At 66.9% G+C, this 18,423-nt stretch carries 17 protein-coding genes and 2 pseudogenes; 7 read left to right on the forward strand and 12 right to left on the reverse strand.

Going from position 1 to position 18,423, the window contains the following annotated elements:
* Positions 1-82 precede the first annotated feature (82 nt).
* Entirely contained in the window at positions 83-739 is a 657-nt protein-coding gene (locus ACZ5YA_RS03805) for a response regulator (RefSeq protein ID WP_118935062.1), read from the reverse strand.
* Complete coding sequence (locus tag ACZ5YA_RS03810; protein ID WP_464092035.1) at positions 736-2,154, reverse strand: cache domain-containing protein; 1,419 nt, start codon at positions 2,152-2,154, stop codon at positions 736-738. Before ACZ5YA_RS03810 ends, ACZ5YA_RS03805 begins: the two co-directional genes overlap by 4 nt.
* 315 nt (positions 2,155-2,469) lie before the next feature.
* Here ACZ5YA_RS03810 and ACZ5YA_RS03815 point away from each other — a divergent pair, with 315 nt between their 5' ends.
* Both ACZ5YA_RS03815 and ACZ5YA_RS03820 read left to right on the forward strand, forming a co-directional pair.
* The gene (locus tag ACZ5YA_RS03815) at positions 2,470-4,551 is read left to right on the forward strand and encodes a carbon starvation CstA family protein (RefSeq protein ID WP_251880416.1); all 2,082 of its coding nucleotides are present in this window, start codon (positions 2,470-2,472) and stop codon (positions 4,549-4,551) included.
* Between the two features lie 20 nt (positions 4,552-4,571).
* On the forward strand, positions 4,572-4,784 hold the full coding sequence (locus ACZ5YA_RS03820; protein ID WP_118935066.1) for a YbdD/YjiX family protein: 213 nt from the start codon (positions 4,572-4,574) through the stop codon (positions 4,782-4,784).
* A gap of 42 nt (positions 4,785-4,826) precedes the next feature.
* On the opposite strand, the gene ACZ5YA_RS03825 is transcribed toward ACZ5YA_RS03820, so the two are convergent.
* Positions 4,827-6,002 (reverse strand): MFS transporter, encoded by a 1,176-nt coding sequence (locus tag ACZ5YA_RS03825; protein ID WP_059379617.1) that lies wholly within the window; start codon positions 6,000-6,002, stop codon positions 4,827-4,829.
* A 193-nt stretch (positions 6,003-6,195) separates the two neighbouring features.
* On the opposite strand from ACZ5YA_RS03825, the gene ACZ5YA_RS03830 reads away from it, so the two are divergent.
* Positions 6,196-6,747 (forward strand): Dps family protein, encoded by a 552-nt coding sequence (locus ACZ5YA_RS03830; RefSeq protein ID WP_013393536.1) that lies wholly within the window; start codon positions 6,196-6,198, stop codon positions 6,745-6,747.
* Between the two features lie 116 nt (positions 6,748-6,863).
* Here ACZ5YA_RS03830 and ACZ5YA_RS03835 read toward each other — a convergent pair whose 3' ends face one another.
* Positions 6,864-7,364, reverse strand: coding sequence for a hypothetical protein (locus tag ACZ5YA_RS03835; RefSeq protein ID WP_059379620.1), 501 nt, complete (start codon positions 7,362-7,364; stop codon positions 6,864-6,866).
* 262 nt (positions 7,365-7,626) lie between these two features.
* On the opposite strand from ACZ5YA_RS03835, the gene ACZ5YA_RS03840 reads away from it, so the two are divergent.
* Positions 7,627-8,361, forward strand: coding sequence for an SDR family oxidoreductase (locus tag ACZ5YA_RS03840; protein ID WP_464092036.1), 735 nt, complete (start codon positions 7,627-7,629; stop codon positions 8,359-8,361).
* On the opposite strand, the gene ACZ5YA_RS03845 is transcribed toward ACZ5YA_RS03840, so the two are convergent.
* From ACZ5YA_RS03845 to msrB, 3 genes are all read right to left on the reverse strand, one after another.
* Positions 8,242-9,399 (reverse strand): LysR family transcriptional regulator, encoded by a 1,158-nt coding sequence (locus ACZ5YA_RS03845; RefSeq protein WP_464092037.1) that lies wholly within the window; start codon positions 9,397-9,399, stop codon positions 8,242-8,244. The genes ACZ5YA_RS03840 and ACZ5YA_RS03845 overlap by 120 nt on opposite strands.
* 313 nt (positions 9,400-9,712) lie before the next feature.
* Positions 9,713-10,405 carry a peptide-methionine (S)-S-oxide reductase MsrA gene (gene msrA / locus ACZ5YA_RS03850; RefSeq protein ID WP_059379624.1) on the reverse strand — a complete coding sequence of 231 codons (693 nt, stop codon included), beginning with the start codon at positions 10,403-10,405 and terminating at the stop codon, positions 9,713-9,715.
* Positions 10,406-10,436: 31 nt separating this feature from the next.
* On the reverse strand, positions 10,437-10,937 hold the full coding sequence (gene msrB / locus ACZ5YA_RS03855) for a peptide-methionine (R)-S-oxide reductase MsrB (protein WP_059379625.1): 501 nt from the start codon (positions 10,935-10,937) through the stop codon (positions 10,437-10,439).
* Between msrB and ACZ5YA_RS03860 the strand changes: the two are divergent.
* Positions 10,936-11,070 (forward strand): annotated as a pseudogene (locus ACZ5YA_RS03860) (hypothetical protein); the annotation flags it as partial. The gene msrB and the pseudogene ACZ5YA_RS03860 sit on opposite strands and share 2 nt — an antisense overlap.
* Here the strand turns inward: ACZ5YA_RS03860 and ACZ5YA_RS03865 are convergent.
* The 3 genes and pseudogenes from ACZ5YA_RS03865 to ACZ5YA_RS03875 all read right to left on the reverse strand — a co-directional run.
* A pseudogene (locus ACZ5YA_RS03865) lies at positions 11,038-11,316 on the reverse strand (pentapeptide MXKDX repeat protein); the annotation flags it as partial. The pseudogenes ACZ5YA_RS03860 and ACZ5YA_RS03865 overlap by 33 nt on opposite strands.
* Before the next feature lie 42 nt (positions 11,317-11,358).
* The gene (locus ACZ5YA_RS03870) at positions 11,359-12,150 is read right to left on the reverse strand and encodes a molybdopterin-binding protein (protein WP_059379627.1); all 792 of its coding nucleotides are present in this window, start codon (positions 12,148-12,150) and stop codon (positions 11,359-11,361) included.
* Positions 12,151-12,160: 10 nt separating this feature from the next.
* Complete coding sequence (locus ACZ5YA_RS03875; protein ID WP_118935139.1) at positions 12,161-12,793, reverse strand: cytochrome b/b6 domain-containing protein; 633 nt, start codon at positions 12,791-12,793, stop codon at positions 12,161-12,163.
* Between the two features lie 147 nt (positions 12,794-12,940).
* Between ACZ5YA_RS03875 and ACZ5YA_RS03880 the strand changes: the two genes are divergently transcribed.
* Both ACZ5YA_RS03880 and ACZ5YA_RS03885 read left to right on the forward strand, forming a co-directional pair.
* Positions 12,941-13,669: a response regulator transcription factor gene (locus ACZ5YA_RS03880; protein ID WP_059379629.1), complete on the forward strand. Its 729-nt coding sequence runs from the start codon at positions 12,941-12,943 to the stop codon at positions 13,667-13,669.
* Positions 13,666-15,138, forward strand: a complete 1,473-nt coding sequence (locus ACZ5YA_RS03885; RefSeq protein WP_251880403.1) for a sensor histidine kinase — start codon at positions 13,666-13,668, stop codon at positions 15,136-15,138. The genes ACZ5YA_RS03880 and ACZ5YA_RS03885 overlap by 4 nt, the downstream gene beginning before the upstream one ends.
* A 7-nt stretch (positions 15,139-15,145) precedes the next feature.
* On the opposite strand, the gene ACZ5YA_RS03890 is transcribed toward ACZ5YA_RS03885, so the two are convergent.
* Together ACZ5YA_RS03890 and ACZ5YA_RS03895 are read right to left on the reverse strand one after the other, a co-directional pair.
* Positions 15,146-17,719, reverse strand: coding sequence for a PEP/pyruvate-binding domain-containing protein (locus ACZ5YA_RS03890; protein ID WP_464092038.1), 2,574 nt, complete (start codon positions 17,717-17,719; stop codon positions 15,146-15,148).
* Positions 17,716-18,366 (reverse strand): TetR/AcrR family transcriptional regulator, encoded by a 651-nt coding sequence (locus tag ACZ5YA_RS03895; protein ID WP_464092039.1) that lies wholly within the window; start codon positions 18,364-18,366, stop codon positions 17,716-17,718. The genes ACZ5YA_RS03890 and ACZ5YA_RS03895 overlap by 4 nt, the downstream gene beginning before the upstream one ends.
* Positions 18,367-18,423 lie beyond the last annotated feature (57 nt).

Here is an 18,423-nt window from a genome sequence, read left to right on the forward strand (position 1 = left end):
TCCCCGCCGGGCCGCCCCAAGGGGAAACAGCCCCCCTCCGGGGGGGGGCTGCAAGCACGCGTAGCGTGCGCGGCGTGGGGGGCTACACCCCACGGTTTTCGACGGCGTACTTGATCAGCTCAGCCTGTCCATCTATGCCCAGCTTGCGCTTGATGTTCAGGCGATGGGTTTCCACCGTGCGCACCGACAGCCCCAGCGCCTGCGCGATCTGCTTGTTGGCCTCGCCGCTGGCGATGTGGCGCAGCACGTCGCGTTCGCGCTGCGTCAGCATGGTGGCCGGCGCCGTGGCCTGCGACAGGCGCACCGCGACCGCCGCGCTGAAATAGCTGCGGCCCGCCATGACCGCGCCGATGGCGGTGACGATTTCCTGCGCCGGCTCGTCCTTCAGCAGATAGCCGCGCGCGCCGGCCTTGACGGCTTGCAGCATGTATTCGGGGTTGTCGTGCATGGACAGCACCAGCACGGCGATCTGCGGGTAGCGCTCGTGCAGCAGGGCGGTCAGCTCCAGCCCGCCCACGCCCGGCATGTTGAGGTCCATCAGCGCCAGGTGCGGCAGGGTGCCGCCCTGCGGATCCTCGGCCAGGCAGGCGGCTAGAAAGGCCTGGGCGGCGGCGGCGTTGCCGGCCTCGCCCACTACCTGCAACTGCGGCACGGTTTCCAGGCGCAGCCGCAGCCCGTCCCGCACCAGCGGGTGGTCGTCGATCAGCAGCAGCCGGATGGGGTCGGGCTTGTGGGTCATGCGTCGGAGCTCGCGGGTAGAGGGGCGGCGGGCAGCGGCAGCCAGGCCTGCAGGACCGTGCCGTGGGAGGTGGAGCGGAATGTCAGCGTGCCGGACAACGCGTTCATGCGTTCGCGCATATTGCGCAAGCCGATGCCGCGGCGCGGATCCTGCTGCACCTCGGCATAGTCGAAGCCGCGGCCGTCGTCGGCGATGGTCAGGCGCAGGTCGCGCTGGGAATAAGCCAGCGTCATGTCGGCGCGGGTGGCGCCGGCATGGCGGATGACGTTGGTCAGGGCTTCCTGGGTGACGCGGAACAGGGCGGTGGCATAGGCTTCGGGCAGCTTCACCGGCTGCCCGGCGGTGTGCAGGCGCACGGCCAGCGGCGGGGCGCCATCCTGGCTGGGGATGGCGAACTCGCGGCCCAGATGTTCGAGTGCGGCCGGCAGGCCCAGGTCGTCCAGCAGCGTCGGCCGCAGGTTGTGCGAAATACGCCGGACCTCGCCCACGGCGGTATTCAACCGGTCCAGTGCGCCGCCCAGGGGGGTGTCGATATGAGCGAGGGCGCGCGGCTCGGCCGGCAAGGTCTGCCGCAGCCGTTCCCGCGCCGCTTCCAGCGACAGCTTGATCGACACCAGCACCTGGCTGATGCCGTCGTGCAGCTCGCGCGAGAGCCGCGCGCGCTCGTCCTCTTGCGAACGCACCAGCTGCCGCGCCATCAGCCGCAGCTTGGCGTCGGACTGGCGATGGTCGCTGATGTTCAGGGCCAGGCCGCAGGCCGCCACGCCCAGGATGGACACGGCGGCGATGCCGGCCACCCAGGCAAACATATCGCGGATATTGGCTTGCGCGGCGGCGTCGATGCGCTCCAGCGCCTGCTGCACGTCGTCCAGGTAGATGCCGGTGCCCAGCATCCAGCCCCAGCGCTCCAGCACCACCACGTAACCCAGCTTTTCCTCGGTCTGGTGGGTGGAGGGCTTTTCCCATAGATAGTGAACCGCTTCACCGTCCTGGCCGCCGCGCCGGGCGGCGGTCAGCAGGTTCTGGATCACGGGCTGGCCCTTGGTGTCGCGCAGCTCCCAGAGGTCCTGGCCGACCAGCTCCGGCTGGCGCGGGTGCATCAGGTTCCGGCCCTTCAGGTCATAGACGAAAAAATAGCCGTCGTGGCCGAATTCCATCTGCGCCAGCAGGTCGAGCGCGCGCTGGCGGGTGACGTCGTCGTCGGCCGCCGCCTGCAGGGGCGCGATGGCGCTGTAGGCCAGGTTGACGTAGTGGCGCAGTTCGCCTTCCTTGCTGGCCAGCCAGGCGTTTTCCACGACCTGCTTTTCGCGCTGCGCCAGCTGCAGGCCCTGCACGTAGACGGCCACCGTGATGGCGGCGACGGCCACCAGCAGGGGGACCGCGGCGAGCAGCAGGATTTTCAGGCGCAGCTTCATGAAGGATTTGTATCAGCGCGAACGCGAATATTGCGACGCAGCATTTTGCCTGCCGCAGTCAGGATCGGGAAATTCCAGCCGTGATTTTACGGTTTCCGCCAAATCATGCTGCGGCGCATTGCGTAGTAACACGTAGCGGAATTGCGTAGTTTCGCGCTTGTTGCTGCGTAGTCAAAACGAAATACTAGCGTCCGCGTCGACACGGCGCTGCGTGGACGCGCGCGCGTCCGCCACCCCACAACAATGAGTCTGCCTTCCGCGGGACGATAAAAGCGTTTCACGCCAAAAGCATGGCGGGAGGCTAGAGGAGCACTTATGCAAACCAGCAGTAAGGGACTGGGTCAGCACCTGGTCTGGCTGGCGGTTGCGGTACTGGGCGCGTTCGCGCTGGGCACCGTGGCGCTGGCCAGAGGGGAGACCATCAATGCGCTATGGGTGGTGATCGCCGCCGTATGCGTGTATTTGATCGCATACCGTTATTACAGCCGCTTCATCGCCAAGAACGTCTTCCAGCTGGATCCGACGCGCATGACGCCGGCATGGAAGCACAACGACGGCCTGGACTACGTGCCCACCAACAAGCACGTGCTGTTCGGCCACCACTTCGCCGCCATCGCCGGCGCCGGCCCCCTGGTGGGCCCGGTGCTGGCCGCGCAGATGGGCTATCTGCCGGGCATGCTGTGGATCCTGGCGGGCGTGGTGTTTGCCGGCGCCGTGCAGGACTTCACCATCCTCTTCATTTCGACCCGCCGCGACGGCCGTTCGCTGGGTGACCTGGTCAAGTCCGAACTGGGCAAGATCCCGGGCGTGATCGCGCTGTTCGGCGCCTTCATGATCATGGTCATCATCCTGGCCGTGCTGGCGCTGATCGTGGTCAAGGCGCTGACGCACTCGCCCTGGGGCACCTTCACGGTGGCCGCGACCATCCCCATCGCGCTGTTCATGGGCGTGTACCTGCGCTATATCCGTCCAGGCAAGATCGGCGAAGTGTCCATCATCGGCTTCGTCGGCCTGATGGCTGCCATCACCTTCGGCCAGGACGTGGCCGCGCACCCGGTGATCGGCCCCATGTTCGACTTCGACGGCAAGGGCCTGACCTGGATCCTGATCATCTACGGTTTCATCGCCTCGGTGCTGCCGGTGTGGCTGCTGCTGGCTCCGCGCGACTACCTGTCGACCTTCCTGAAGATCGGCACCATCGTCGGCCTGGCCATCGGCATTGTCGTGGTCGCGCCCGAGCTGAAGATGCCGGCGTTGACCCAGTTCGTCGACGGCAGCGGTCCGGTGTGGTCGGGCAACCTGTTCCCGTTCCTCTTCATCACCATCGCCTGCGGCGCCGTGTCGGGGTTCCATGCCCTGATCTCCTCGGGCACCACGCCCAAGCTGATCGAGAACGAAACCCAGGCCCGCTATATCGGTTACGGCGGCATGCTGATGGAATCCTTCGTCGCCATCATGGCGCTGGTGGCGGCTTGCGTGATCGAGCCGGGCATCTACTACGCCATGAACAGCCCGGCGGCCGTGATCGGCACCACGCCCGACCAGGTGGCCCAGGTGGTCTCCAGCTGGGGCTTCGTGGTGACGCCCGCGGATCTGATCCAGACCGCCAAGGACGTGGGCGAAAGCACGATCATCTCGCGCGCCGGCGGCGCGCCTACGCTGGCCGTGGGCATGGCGCACATCCTGCACCAGGCCATCGGCGGCCCGGGCATGATGGCCTTCTGGTACCACTTCGCCATCCTGTTCGAAGCGCTCTTCATCCTGACCGCTGTCGACGCCGGCACCCGCGCGGGCCGCTTCATGCTGCAAGACCTGCTGGGCACCTTCGCCCCGTCGCTCAAGCGCACCGACTCGCTGCCCGCCAACCTGATCGCCACCGGCCTGTGCGTGGCGGCCTGGGGCTACTTCCTGTATCAGGGCGTGGTCGATCCGCTGGGCGGCATCAACACGCTGTGGCCGTTGTTCGGCATCGCCAACCAGATGCTGGCCGCGATCGCGCTGACGCTGGGCACCGTGGTGCTGTTCAAGATGAAGCGCGACCGCTACGCCTGGGTCACGGTGCTGCCGACCCTGTGGCTGCTGGCATGCACGCTGACCGCCGGCTGGCAGAAGCTGTTCCACGCCGACCCGCGCGTCAGCTTCCTGGCGCACGCCGACAAGTACAACGCGGCCATCGCCGAAGGCAAGGTCCTGGCCCCGGCCAAGTCCCTGGGCGAGATGTCGCGCGTGGTGTTGAACGACTACATCAACGCCGGCCTGTGCGCGATCTTCATCTTCGTGGTGGTGAGCATCGTGGTGTTCGGCCTGCGCTCGGTACAGCGCGCGCGCAACGAGAACAAGCCCACCGCCCGCGAAATGCCTTACGAAACGCTGCCGGTTGCCGCCGGCGCGGACTGAGCGCAGCAGGGAGACGACGCATGCTGTTTACGAACATGAGTTCCGCGGCCGGCGCCGCCGGCCGCTACCTGGGGCAGACGCTCCGGCTGATGGTCGGCGTGCCGGACTACGAAACGTATGTGGCCCACATGCGGCGCACGCACCCGGACCAGGAGCCGATGAGCTACGAAGCATTTTTCCGCGAGCGGCAGGACGCGCGCTATGGCGGGAAGAAGCGGATCGGCTGCTGCTGACGAAGAGGCCTCGCTTGCGAGGCCTTTTTTTCCGGCTTCTGGTCAGGCGGCCTTCCTCCGCAGTTTCTCCGCATAAATCACCAGCGGCACCGCGCCGACAGCGCACAACGCCATCACCAGGAACCCTCCCGGCGCATAGCTGCGATACAGCGCGCCGCCCAGCTGGATGCTGGCGAACATGAAGACTCCGCCCGACAGCAAGGCGTAAAGCGCGATCGCCGAGGTCTTGATCGCCGCGGGCACGTGCCGGGTGATGTACCACATGATGGCGGCGTTGTTGCCGGCCAATGTGAAGCACTGCAGCAGCTGCAGCGCCGCGATCAGCGTGGGATCGGTAGTGGCGGAGAGCCCGGTCCAGCGGATCGCGGTCATGACGGCGGACGCCAGGATCAGCCATTGCGCGCCCGTGCGCGCCAGGATGCGGGGCGCCAGGAAGAAGAACAGGACCTCGCTGGCCACGCCCACCACCCACAGCATGGAAATCAGCGAAGTCGACAGGCCGCTGGCGGTCCAGTACAGCGTGGAATAGGAATAGAGAAAGCCGTTGCTGGCCTGGACCAGCGAGGCCGCCGCGATGCACATGAGCAGCGGGCGGTCGCGCAGGACCTCGAGCATGGGCAGGCGCGCCGCTGGCGCGGGCGCCTCGTCGGGAGTGGGGCGTGCCGCCCGGGGCAGCAGCCGCACGCAAGCCAGGCAGGCGATGATGAGGAGGATGGACAGCCACATCACCCAGTTGGCGTCAAAGGTCTTGATCAGGTAGCCGCCGATCACGGTGACCACGGCAAAGCCCAGCGAGCCGCAGGCGCGCATGACCGTGTAGGAACTGCCTTGGCCCCGGCCGCTGGCGATGGCCATGCGGTCCATCAGCGGCAATACCGCCGGGAAGACGGCATTGAGCAGCAGGGTGATGGCCAGCAGCCAGCCGGGCGTGCTGCTGAACGGATAGCAGACGAACAGCGCCAGCGACGCCGCCAGCGCCGCGGCGATCAGGGCGTGCGCGCGGCCGGTCTGGTCGGCGACGTGGGCGACCACGGGCGTGGACAGGATCTTGGGCAGGAAGGACGTGGCGACGATCAGGCCGATGACGGCGGGATCCAGGCCGCGGCTGGCGAACCATAGGGGCAGGAAGGGAATGCTGACTCCCTGCAGGCCGTAGTACAGGAAGTAAAACCCGTGCAGGGCGATGGCGCCTTGCCTGGTGTCGGGATTGCCGCGCATGGCGATGAAGGGATCCGGCTGAATTGACGCGCCGTAGCATACTCCTAGCCGGACCGGATTTCAGAAAGGGGGAGCGCCTTGATCCAGGACATTGGCAAAAAAGCGCGGGCGGATTTACGCTAGCGAAGTCGCGGCGCAAGCAAGCCTGGCGCCGCGCGTGCGTTTTCACCATCATTCCTAGGAGTTGCGACCCATGGCCAAGAAACTGGATGAGAAGACCACCAAAGCCCTGAAAGAGCGCCGCAAGCGCCCGCTGGCGACGCCGACCGACCTGGCGTCGGCGGCCACCAGGGATATTTCCGCCGCGCTGAACCAGATACTCGCCGACGTGTTCGCGCTGTATCTCAAGACCAAGAACTTTCATTGGCACGTCAGCGGCCCCCATTTCCGGGATTACCACCTGCTGCTGGACGAGCAGGGCGACCAGCTGTTCGCCATGACGGATCCCATCGCCGAGCGCATCCGCAAGATCGGCGGCACGACGCTGCGGTCCATCGGACACATCGCGCGCTCGCAGCGTATCTCGGACAACGATGCGGATTACGTGCAGCCGCTGGACATGCTGGCCGAGCTGCGCGAGGACAACAAGGTCCTGGCGGCGGCGTTGCGCGAAGCGCACAACATCACCGATGAACACCGCGACATCGCCAGCTCCAGCCTGATCGAGAACTGGATCGACGAAACCGAACGGCGCACCTGGTTCCTGTTCGAAGCCAGCCGGGAAGGGGATTCGACCGGGCATTGAGCCGGCCGCGATGGTTTGATTCAGTGGGACAAAGCTGGCCGCGTTGACGTGGCCAGCTTTGCTTTTGCGCGCGGGCGCCGCAGCGGCCAGCAGCCGGTGCTTGTCAGCGCCGCGTATCAGCCGTGCTTGCCGAAGCCGCCGCTGGCCCACTCCGAGGCGCGCTGCACGCTCAGCTTGTACGTCGGCGCGACCTGGGTCCGCGCCAATTGTTCGCCGGACTCGTCGTAGGCGCTCAACACGGCGTAGGGCTCGTCTTCGTCGGGAACGATATCCAGCTTGATGGTCAGGCGGCCCGCGGCGGCGTCGATCTTCACGCTCTTGTGCAGCGTCGCGTGCAATTGCTGCTCGTGACGGCGCAGGACTTCCCGGGCGGTCTTGACCAGGGTGATGAAGGCGGGGGAGTCGAGCGGCTTGGGGTTCTTCTTGTCGCGGCCCATGGTCCATGGGCCGACCAGCGCGGGCTCGGCTTCTCCGTCCATGGTCATCTCCACGGCCCAGCCGTCGTCTTCCTCGTTCTTGATGATCCGGGCGGTCCAGCCGTCATCGCGCCACAGCGTGGGCAGCTGTTCTTTGCGGTCGTCGGGGGCTTCCGTTTCCGGAATGTGGGTATCGTTCACTGCTGTACTTCTCCTGGACTCGTTTGCCGGCAACGCCGGTCCTTGGCCAGCATGATACCGCCCAGCGTCGCGCCGCGGCCGACGGCGCCGTTGAGCACTGAGGTATGTCCGGCTGCGGCCGATGGCGCCGCACAGGTTGGCCAACGGTACGCCCGCGCGAGCATCGGGCTAGCCGATGCCTCAATCAAACATTCCTGCTGGCGCCCGGCAGCGCGTAACGCCACCATCGCTTACTCCAAACACGTATTTCAAGGAAATGAGCATGGGCAATGGTCTTGCGGGGCAACGGGTTGTGGTGGTCGGCGGTAGTTCCGGCATGGGGCTGGCCGTCAGCGAGCGATTGCTGGGCATGCACTGCGAGGTGCTGATCGTGGGCAGATCCCGCGGCAAGCTCGAGGCGGCGCGGGAGCAGTTGCGAGCGTTTGGCGCGCCGCGCCTGCACCAGGCGGATGTGACGAGTGAAGCGCAAGTGCAACGGCTGTTTGAAGAATCAGGCCGGGTGGATCATCTGGTCTGCACGGCTGCCGACATACGCGGCGCCTATGAGCTGCTACCGAACCTCTCGCTGGACGCGCTCGACCGGGCCATCCGCTCGAAGGTCGTCGCGCCGATCCTGCTGGCCAAACATGGCGCCCAGCGCATGGCGGCGCACGGTTCCATCACCCTGACTTCCGGCATTGCCGCCTACCGTCCCCGGCCGAAGGGCATCGCCGTGGCCGCGATCAATGCCGCGTTGGAGGGTGTGGTGCGCGCCATGGCGGTCGAGCTTGCGCCGTTGCGGATCAATGCCGTATCGCCGGGCTGGGTGGATACGCCCATCTGGAATGACGTGGCCGGCGCCGACAGCGGGCCGCTTTTGGCGTCGATGGCCGAGCGGCTACCCGTGGGCCGAGTCGGCGCTGGCAGCGATATCGCGGATGCCATCGGCTTCCTGATCGGCAATGGCTACACGACCGGTACCGTGCTGCATGTCGATGGCGGTCATCGGCTCGTCTGAGCCGGCCGCCGCGAGGCGGATCATCTCGATAAAGGCGGCCACCTGGCGCGTAGGCGTTCGGTGCAAGATGAGCAGGCAGATGGGAAGACCGGCTCCCGCAGTGGACAATGGCCGCCACTGGACGCCTGCCGTTGTTAATGCGGGATCCATGGCCATCCGCGGCAGGATCGATACCCCGAGGCCTGCGGACACCATCTGTATCAAGGCCGGTACGCTCTCGGCGACACCGCGGATACGCGGCTGCGCCGGGGCTTCCTGCAGCACGGCCTCCAGGTATGTCCGATACCGGCAGCCTTCCATCGTGACAACCAGCGGAAACGCGGCAAGCGCGTCGGCCTTGATGTCAGCAGCCTGGCATAGCGGATGCCCTGGGGGCATCACGACCACCGGCATGTCCCGCGCAATGGCTTCCACCCGAAGGTCGGCGTCGTTTTCCGGCCATCCGTGCACCAGACCAAGGTCGGCCGTCCCATCGAGCACCGCCTGGGCGGTTGCCATGGAGTTTTTTTCCTGGACCGCAACCTGCGTTCCGGGATGCATGCCGGCAAAGCGCAGCAGTTGCGGAACCAACACACTGGTGCACAAAGTCTGCGGCGCGGCGACCCGGATCGTGCCGCCCGAATCGCCGACGTTTTCGCGGACTTCCCGGAAGGCGTCATCGGCCCGCGCAAGCAATTCGCGCGCTCGAATGGCCAATCTCTCTGCGGCCGGGGTGGGCTGCAGGCGATTGTTCTGGCGGACGAACAGCGCCTGGCCGACGCTCTCTTCCAGCGCCCGTATCTGTTCCGTAACGCTGGGTTGGGACAGATGCACCTGTTTGGCGGCTTTCGTGAAGCTCAGCGTTTCCATCGCCGCGACGAAGATCTTTAGCTGTCGTAGTTGGAACATGTGGGTACGGGGTTGTGCCGAGCGGTTCAAGTCCAATGCGTACAAATCGAACAGTTCAACAAATTGTATGGTGTTCGACGGCAAAATTTGACGGCTTGTGGGAGTTTGGCGCTCACTCTGCCCATTTTCAACCTCTTTCAGCATTGCCATTTTTCAGGCAACCATTAGGTGTAGGCATGGGAAGCGTCTACGGTTTCCGTCTACGGTACCTGCTGCTTGTCTTTGCCTGGCCCACGAGCGGCAAATGAAGCTGCTGAAGCAGTATTTTGAGGAAATGATGAATCTTCGGGTCCTGTAGTCTTCGGTGCGTTCAAACTCCCGGCGTTGGGTACGGGCACGTTTCTCGCCATCAAGTCGCATTACGGTGGAGAAAAACGGAGACGCAGGAAAAGAAGGAGATGAGAGCTTCGTAGCCTGGCGCGCGGCCGACTTCATTCCGCGCGGCCGGCTCCATCTATCGTTTTCAGTTCACCAGTACGGGCTTGTCCCGATAGCGCTGCGGAAACGTCTTCGCCAGGTTCTCGACCTTGGGCACGTCGTTCACCATGATGTACATGCTGTACGGATGGCGCACGAGATAGTCCTGGTGGTAGTCCTCGGCGGGGTAGAAGGCCTTCAGCGGTTCTATCGTCGTGGCAAGCGCCTTGGGATAGACGCCGGTCTTGTTCAGTTGCGCGATGTAGGCCTCGGCCACCTTGCGCTGGTCGTCGTTCGCGGGGAAGACCGCGGAGCGGTACTGGGTGCCGGTGTCCGGACCCTGGCGGTTGAGCTGGGTGGGGTCGTGGGCCACCGAGAAATAGATCTGCAGCAGCTGGCCGTAGCTGACCTGGGCGGGGTCGTAGGTGATCTCGACCGCTTCGGCGTGGCCGCTGCGTCCTCCGCTGACGGTGTCGTAATTGGCGGTGGACGCCTGGCCGCCGGCGTAGCCGGAGACGGCCGAGCTCACCCCCTTGACGTGCTGGAACACGGCTTGCACGCCCCAGAAGCAACCGCCGGCGATGACGGCCTTTTGCGGAGCGGCGGCCGCGGGCTGGTCCAGGGCCGGGGGCGGAATGACGAAGGCGGTTTCGGCGGCGCTGGCCGAGGCGGCGCCCAAGAGGCCGCAGGCGGCGGCCAGTGCGGCGCAGAGTTTGCGGGGCAGGCGGGTGGCGGACATGGTCTCTCCTGATGGATGGGGCGGCCGGAGTTCAGGCCTGCGGGGTGAATGCGAGGGCCACGCCATTCATGCAATAGCGTAGTCCGGTCGGGCGGGGGCCGTCGTCGAAGACATGGCCCAGATGGCCGCCGCAGTTGGCGCAATGCACGGCGATGCGCGTCATGCCGAAGCTGCGATCCTTGGTCTCGCCGACGGCGCCGTCCAGCGGCTGCCAGAAGCTGGGCCAGCCGGTGCCGCTGTCGAACTTGGTGGACGACGAGAACAGCGGATGGGCGCAGCCGGCGCAGGCGTAGGCGCCCTTGCGATGCTCCTTGTCCAGCGGGCTGGAGTAGGGACGCTCGGTGCCTTCGCGGCGCAGTACCTCATATTGTTCGCGCGTGAGCCGTTCGCGCCATTGCGCGTCGCTCAGCGTGTAGGGGAAGGCCTGGGCGGCGGCGGCCGGGCCGCCGCGCGCCGCAAGGACCGGGGCCAGGCCGGCGGCGATGGCCGCCGCGCTGCCCAGGCCCAGGAAATGCCTGCGGTCTAGTCTCATGACATGCTCCGGAACAGGGCTGGTAGATTGGGAGTCACTGCTTCATGCCGTCTTTGGACATGCTGTCCTTGGACATTCCGCCTTTGGACATTCCGTCCTTCGACATGCCGTCCTTCGACATGCTGTCCTTCGACATGCTGTCCTTCGACATGCCATCCTTCGACATGCTGTCTTTCGACATGGAGTCCTTCGACATCCCATCTTTCGACATGCCGTCCTTGGACATGCTGCTCTTCGACATCCCATCCTTCGACATGCCATCCTTGGACATCGAGCCGCCGCCCATGGCGTCCTTGCTCATGTTGTCGGCGGCGTGGACTGCCGCGGCGCCGAAAGCCAGGCACAGGGACAGCGCGGCGGTGGTAGCGATTTTCTTCATGATGCGTTCCTTTATGGAGAGTGAAAGCGTGAAAGATTCCACCTAGCTGCCGCCGAACCAGTTGTAGCCCTGGTCCTCCCAGTAACCGCCCGGGTAGGTGTTGGTGACGAAAATTGCCTGTATGTGCTTGGGGTTCTTGTAGCCAAGCTTGGTAGGCATGCGCAGCTTCATGGGGAAGCCGTACTCTGGTGGCAGCGTCTGGCCGTCATAGGTCAGCGCCAGGATGGTCTGGGGGTGCAGTGCGGTGGGCATGTCGATGCTGGTGTAGTAGTCGTCGGCGCATTTGAAGCCCACGTACTTGGCGCTCAGGTCCGCGCCCACGCGCTTGAGGAAGGCGGAGAACGGCACGCCGCCCCATTTGCCGATGGCGCTCCAGCCTTCGACGCAGATGTGCCGCGTCACCTGGTCGATCTGCGCCATGGCGCGCAGTTCCTCCAGCCGCCAGCGGCGCTTGTCGGCGACCAGTCCGCTGACTTCCAGGCGGAACGATTCCTCGTCCACGTGGCGGACCTCGTCAATGCCGTAGTAGGCATTGAAGGGGAAGGGCCGCGTGATCATCGATTCGGGATAGGTCGGCGCCAGCTTGTTGGGGTCGAAGAGCCAGCCCTGCACCCGGTCGTTGAAGCGAGAAACTGCGGTCAGCGCTTGTTCCACGCTGTCATCGTCCGACAGCGAGCATCCCGACAGCATGGCCAGCCCGCCCAGGGTCAGGCTGTTGCGCAGGAAGGCGCGGCGCGAGGGCTGTTCGACCCGTTTTTGCAGGATCCTTCCGGCTTCCTTGAGAATGGCCGGGCCGTCCAGGCCGGGGAGGGAGGGGCGCTTGTGCTTGTTCACGGAGGGCTCCTTATTTGCCGCGGATCATGGCGATCAGGCTGCGCGGCACCAGTGCCACCATCACCAGATGGATCGCCACGAAAGCCGTCAGCAAGGCCATGGCAATGAAGTGCACGCGGCGCGCGGTCTCGTATCCGCCCAGCAGCTCGCGCAGCAGTTCGAACTGCACCGACTTCCACAGCACCAGCCCGGACAGCACCAGCACGGCGATGTCGGCCATCACGAACAGGTAGGCCAGCCGCTGCACCTGGTTGTAGCGGCGCGGATCGGCGTGGGCGAGCTTGCCGCGCAGCGCCGCGCCCAGGTCTGCGGCAATGCCGCGGATGCTCAAGGGGAAGAACTTGCGCCAGAGGCGGCCGGTGGCCAGATTCATGGCCAGGTACAGGATGCCGTTGAAGAACAGCAGCCACATGCCGGCGAAGTGCCATTGCAGGGCGCCGCCGAGCCAGCCGCCCAGCGTGATCTCCCGGGGGAAGACGAAGTCGAACAAGGGCGAGGCGTTGTAGATGCGCCAGCCGCTCATTGCCATGACCACCACGGCCAGGGCGTTGAGCCAGTGCATGGCGCGCAGCCAGCCGGGATGGACGGGGGCATTGGCGGGCGGGACGGGCGGCGCGTCGTGGCTTGCGGGGGTGGCCAGCATGGCGGGCTCCGGGGGGCTGGTTGTCGTTGGAGCCATTCTTCCCCGTGGCCGATACCGAAGTCCTCACGCAAACTTAAATTAATTGTGATAACTCGGCGGCGCGGATTGGCGACAATAGGCGCATAACCCTTTTTGAGTTTCCCGCCCATGGACACGCCCCGACGCGTACTCATCGTCGAAGACGACGCCCACATCGCCGAACTGCTGCGCCTGCATCTGCGGGACGAAGGCTACGCGGTCGAACATGCCGCCGACGGCAACGAAGGCATGCGCAGGCTGGAGGAAGGCGGCTGGGACGCCCTGGTGCTGGACCTGATGCTGCCCGGCATCGACGGCCTGGAAATCTGCAAGCGCGCCCGCGCCATGGCGCGCTACACGCCCATCATCATCACCAGCGCGCGCTCCAGCGAGGTGCACCGCATCCTGGGCCTGGAGCTGGGCGCGGACGACTACCTGGCCAAGCCGTTCTCGATGCTGGAACTGGTGGCGCGGGTGCGGGCGCTCCTGCGCCGCAGCGAAGCCCTGGAGCGCAACGCGCGCATCGACGCCGGCAGCCTGGCCCTGCACGGCGTGGCCATCGACCCGGTGGCGCGCACGGCCGAGGTCGACGGCCGCCGGCTGGACCTGACGCCGCGCGAGTTCGACCTGCTGCATTTCTTCGCGCGGCACCCGGACAAGGTTTTTTCGCGCATGGATCTGCTGAACCAGGTATGGGGCTACCAGCACGAAGGCTATGAACACACGGTCAACACCCACATCAACCGGCTGCGGGTGAAGATCGAGGCGGACCCGTCGGATCCGCAGCGCATTCTGACGGTGTGGGGCAAGGGTTATAAATTCGCCGCGGGGCCGGCCGGCGCGGGAGGCGCATCATGAAGCGGTTCACGCTTACCCAACGGCTGTCCGCCGTGTTCGCGCTGTTGTTGCTTGCCAGCTGCGGCGCCTCGGCCTGGCTGCAGATCGCGGCCAATTCCCGCTATGAGCAGGAGGTGGTCCAACGCCTGTCCAGCGGACTGGCGCAGCACATCGCCGGCGCCAACGAATTGATGGACACCAACGGCTGGAAGCCCGCCGCGGTGCGCTCGCTGTTCGACATGCTGATGGCGGTGAATCCGGCGGTCGAGGTTTACCTGCTGTCCAATGACGGCCGCATCGTGGGCGATGCCGCGCCCGCCGGCCAGATCAAGCGCGACCATGTCGACCTGGGACCGGTCAAGCGCCTGTTGGCCGGCGACACGCTGCCCATCACCGGCGACGACCCGCGCAGCCTGGACGCGCAGAAAGTCTTCAGCGCCGCGCCGGTGCGCGTGGGCGGGCAGGAAAAGGGTTACGTCTACGTGGTCTTGCAGGGCCAGGCGCACGACGCATTGGCGATGGCCGTGTCGCGCAGCTCGGTGCTGCGCACGACCTTGTGGTCGATCGCGCTGGTCGCGCTGCTGGGCCTGGTGGCGGGCCTGGCGGCGTTTGCCTTGATCACGCGCCCGCTGCGCGGCCTGACGCGCGCGGTGCGCGCCTTCGACGGCGACGACGGGCAGGCCCTGGCCGCGCTGGAGCGTCCGGGCGACGCAGCGGCGCGCAATGGCGACGAGATCGCGGTGTTGCGGCGCAGCTTCGTGCAGATGGGCAAGCGCATATCCGACCAGTGGCGCGAACTGACGCGGCAAGACCAGCAGCGGCGCGACCTGGTCGCCAATATCTCGCACGATCTGCGCACGCCGCTGACCTCGCTGCACGGCTATCTGGAAACCCTGAGGCTGAAGGACCAGACGCTGGACGCGGACGAGCGTCGCCGCTACCTGGACATTGCGCTGGCCCAGAGCCGCAAGGTCGGCCGCCTGGCGCAGGAACTCTTCGAATTGGCGCGGCTGGAGTCCGGGCTGGTGCGGCTGGAGCCCGAGACCTTTTCGCTGCCGGAACTGGTGCAGGACGTGATCCAGAAGTTCGAGCTGGCGGCCGAGGCGCGGCAGCAGCGCCTGACCACCGATATCCCGCGCGAGTTGCCGCCGGTGCGCGCGGACCTGGGGCTGATCGAACGCGTGCTGACCAACCTGCTGGACAACGCCATCCGCCACAGCCCGCCCGGCGGCCTCATCGAACTGCGGCTGGGCAGCGCGCATGACCTGGTGCAGGTGCAAGTCAGCGATACAGGCGAGGGCATACCGCAGGCGCTGCGCGCGGGGCTTTTCACGCGGGCCAGCGCCTTGAATCGCGGCCCTGGCGACGGCGGCGGCCTGGGGCTGGTGATCGTGCAGCGCATCCTGCAGCTGCATCACAGCGAGATCAGGCTGGTGGACCGCGCCGGATCGGGCGCGGTGTTCCAGTTCGACCTGGCCGCGGCGCGCTAGCGGGCTTCTACGGGCCGGATGCGCCCAGGGGGGTAGCGGATGCCAGCCGCCGCACCGTGCCGCGCGACGCGTCCACGTCCAGCATGTCGCCGGTGGCGACGTGCCGCATGATGCCCTGCACATTGACGATTGCCGGTATGCCGAACTCGCGCGCCACGATGGCGCCATGCGACAGGTAGCCGCCTGCCTCCATGACCAGGGCGCCCGCCCGCAGGAACAGCGGCGTCCAGGCCGGGTCGGTGGACGCCGCCACCAGGACGCCGCCTGCGGGCATGGCCAGGCCCTCGGATGGCGTGCGGGCCACGAAGGCGCTTGCCTGCGCGCGGCCTCCGGCCGCGGGCGTGCCGCGCCAGGTACCGGTGGCGCCGGTATTGTCAGACGCGAGGGGCGATAGCGTTGTGGAAGCGCCCTTGGCGTATTCGGCGATGACGTCCTGATCCGGCGTAGCCGCCCAGGATTCCAGCTGCGTCCGGCGCAGGGCGGCGCGGCGGCCTGCCGCGGCGGGCGCGAGCCTGGCTTCGGCCAAGGCGACGAGTTCGGCGGCGGTCAGATGGAAGATGTCGTCCGCGGCGGCCAGGCCGTCGGGACGGACGTAGCGCCGGCCCAGCGCCAGCGCGTTCCTGCGAGCGGCCGCAAGATAGGCTACCAGGACGCTGCGCGCGGCCTCGCGTTGCCTGCCCTCGATGCGTGCCGCGGCCAGCAGCCGGGCGACCAGCGGCCGCTGCCAGAATGGCAATGCCGCGCGCAGGCGCTGCCGGGCCTGGCTTGCCGCGCTGTCCTGCCGGGCGCGTAGCGCGGCAGGGTCGGCGTCGGTCAGCTGCAGCACGCTGTCCAGCAGATAGGCGGGATCTTCGCGCCAGCGCGGGTTGCGCAGATAGGTTTCATAAACGGCGCGGTGGCCATACTGGCGCAGGAAATCCGCGAAGGCCGGCTTGAAGGGAGCCCCATCCGGCAAGGCGTTCTGCCAGCCGGCGCTGTCGCGCCGGGGATCGCGCAGCCAGTCCATCACCCGTGGGTCGCCAGCGGCCAGCTTGGCCAGCGCCATCAGGGCGTAGCTTTGCGCGGCGGTCACGCTGGGTTCGCCGCCAGCCATCAACGCGGCGGTGAGCGCATGGCCTTCGTCCGGGCAGGCCTTTTCCACCAGTTCCAGCAGCTTGTGCAGCGCGCCGCCGCCCGATCCTTGCAGGAAGAACAGTTGGTCCGCCGCCAGCACGGTGAGGAACTGGTCCCACAAGCGGGCGCCCAACGCGGCGTTGGATGCGGGCGCGGGCTCGTCCAGCCAGGCCTGGGCGCGGGCGAACAGGCGCGGCAGGTCCAGTTCCGCCTGCTTGCGCAAGGGTGCTGCGCGGCGCAGGTAGCGCAGGATGCGCGCGCCGTGCCGCAAGCGTTGGCCCAGCGTCAGAGGCGCTACCTCGATCTCGGGCTGGGGGCCGCCCAAGAGGGCGTTCATGGCTTTAGGCTGCACGCCCAGCGCGTCATAACCCACCCACTGGATAAGCGAGGCGTCCAGATAGACCCGGCCCTGGAACAGCGCCGCCAGCCGCAAGCCCGGCAGGGGGGTATAGCCGCTCAATTCAAAGCCCGTGATCAGCATGCGTTGCGCCATGACGCGCCCCGTATCCCATTCCAGCGCCGACATGGCCAGCGGCAGCACTTCGCGGGTGTTGCCGCGCGACCAATAGGCGGGCTGTGCGCGCAGCGCCGGATAGGTGTGGCGCGCCGCCACGGTGACGGGACGGGCCTGCACGATCCAGAAGCGCCGCCCGTCCCAGACCCATTCGATGTCGTAGCCGCCGCCGGCATAGTCCAGCGCGCGCGCCGCGTCGCGCACGATGTCGCCCAGGGCTACGGCCTGCGCGTCGCTCAGCACGGCCTGGGCCGCGAGCGCGGCGGGCGTGGAAGCAAGCAAGGTGCCGGAGCCTTCCGCGGCCTGGCTGGCGTGGCGTTTGGCGCCGATGCGCCGGTCGTCCAGCGGCCAAGCCTGGCGCAGATAGTCTTCGCGCAGGCGGTATTCGTCGCCTTGCGCCGCGCCGTCGACCAGCGACTCGCCCAAGCCCCAGTTGGCGTGGATGACCATCTCGTCGTGCCGCCCCGACACGGGATCGATGGTGAAGGCGATGCCCGAGGCGACCGCGTCGATCAGCGGCATGACGACCACGGCCATGCCGGCAGGGTCCAGCCCCAGCTTCTGCCGGTAGGCGCGCGCCTGCGGCGTCCATTGCGAATCCCAAACCTGCCGGACCGCGTCGCTCGCCGCATCCGCACCGCGCACGTTCAGGCAGGAAAGATGGATCCCCGCGAATGAGGCGCCCGCGGAATCTTCCTGTGGTGCAGACGAGCGCAAGGCCAGCGGCCGCTCGAGCCAGCCGCGCGCGGCCAGTTCATCGCGCAGCGCCTGGGCGACGGCGGGCGGCAGCGCCTGGCCCGGTTCGTGGTCGAGGCTCAGCGCGGCCGGCAGCACGAAGCCGTCGGGCACCGGCACACCCAGTTGCGCCATGCGGCCCAGCTGCCAGCCCTTGCCGCCGACGGCGTGCGGGCCGGCCAGGGCGGCGGCAGCCCAGTCCAGCGCGGCGGCAGTCATGCTCCGGCCTCGGGGTGTACGCCGCGCACGAACAGACTGATGGCGGCATCGAATTCTGCCTTCAGGCTGCTGCGAGGTTGATCCAACCAGCGCAGCATCGCGCCCAGATACAGGAATTGCAGCTGATGGGCCAGTTGCCCGGCGGCAAGATCGGTACGCGCCTGGCCGGCGGCCTGCGCTTCTTCGATCAGCGCGGTGTACAGCGCCTGCATGCCGCTGCGCGGGTAGCGGCCGTCGTCGTGCGCGCCGGGCTGCAGCGTGGACAGCCGGTAGCGCAGGTACGGCCCCAGATAGGCGCGATGCGATTCGGACCAATGGGCCGACGCATGCAGTAGCCGCGTCAGGCGCTGCGCGAGGGTGGGCAGGGCGCGCAGCGCGGGCTGGAGGCTACGGACGCTGGCCGCCAGCTCGCCATGGAAGCGGTGCGCGAGCAGGGCTTCCTTGACGGGGAAATGGTTGTACAGCGTGCCCTTGGATACGTCCGCCTGCGCGGCGATCTGTTCCATGGTGACCGCGTCATAGCCCAGGGTCTCGAACAGGCGCCAGGCGGTTTGCGCCAGGTGGTCCAGGGTCTGCAGGCGCTTGCGTTCGCGACGCCCGGCTTCGGGCGCGGCGGATTCGGATGAAGGGAGGGCAGAGGAATCCATGGTGCGAAATAATTGAGCGACGAATAATATTGTACGTCGTTCAATTATTTTTGGAAA

The organism is Achromobacter sp. JCM 18799 (assembly GCF_055395645.1).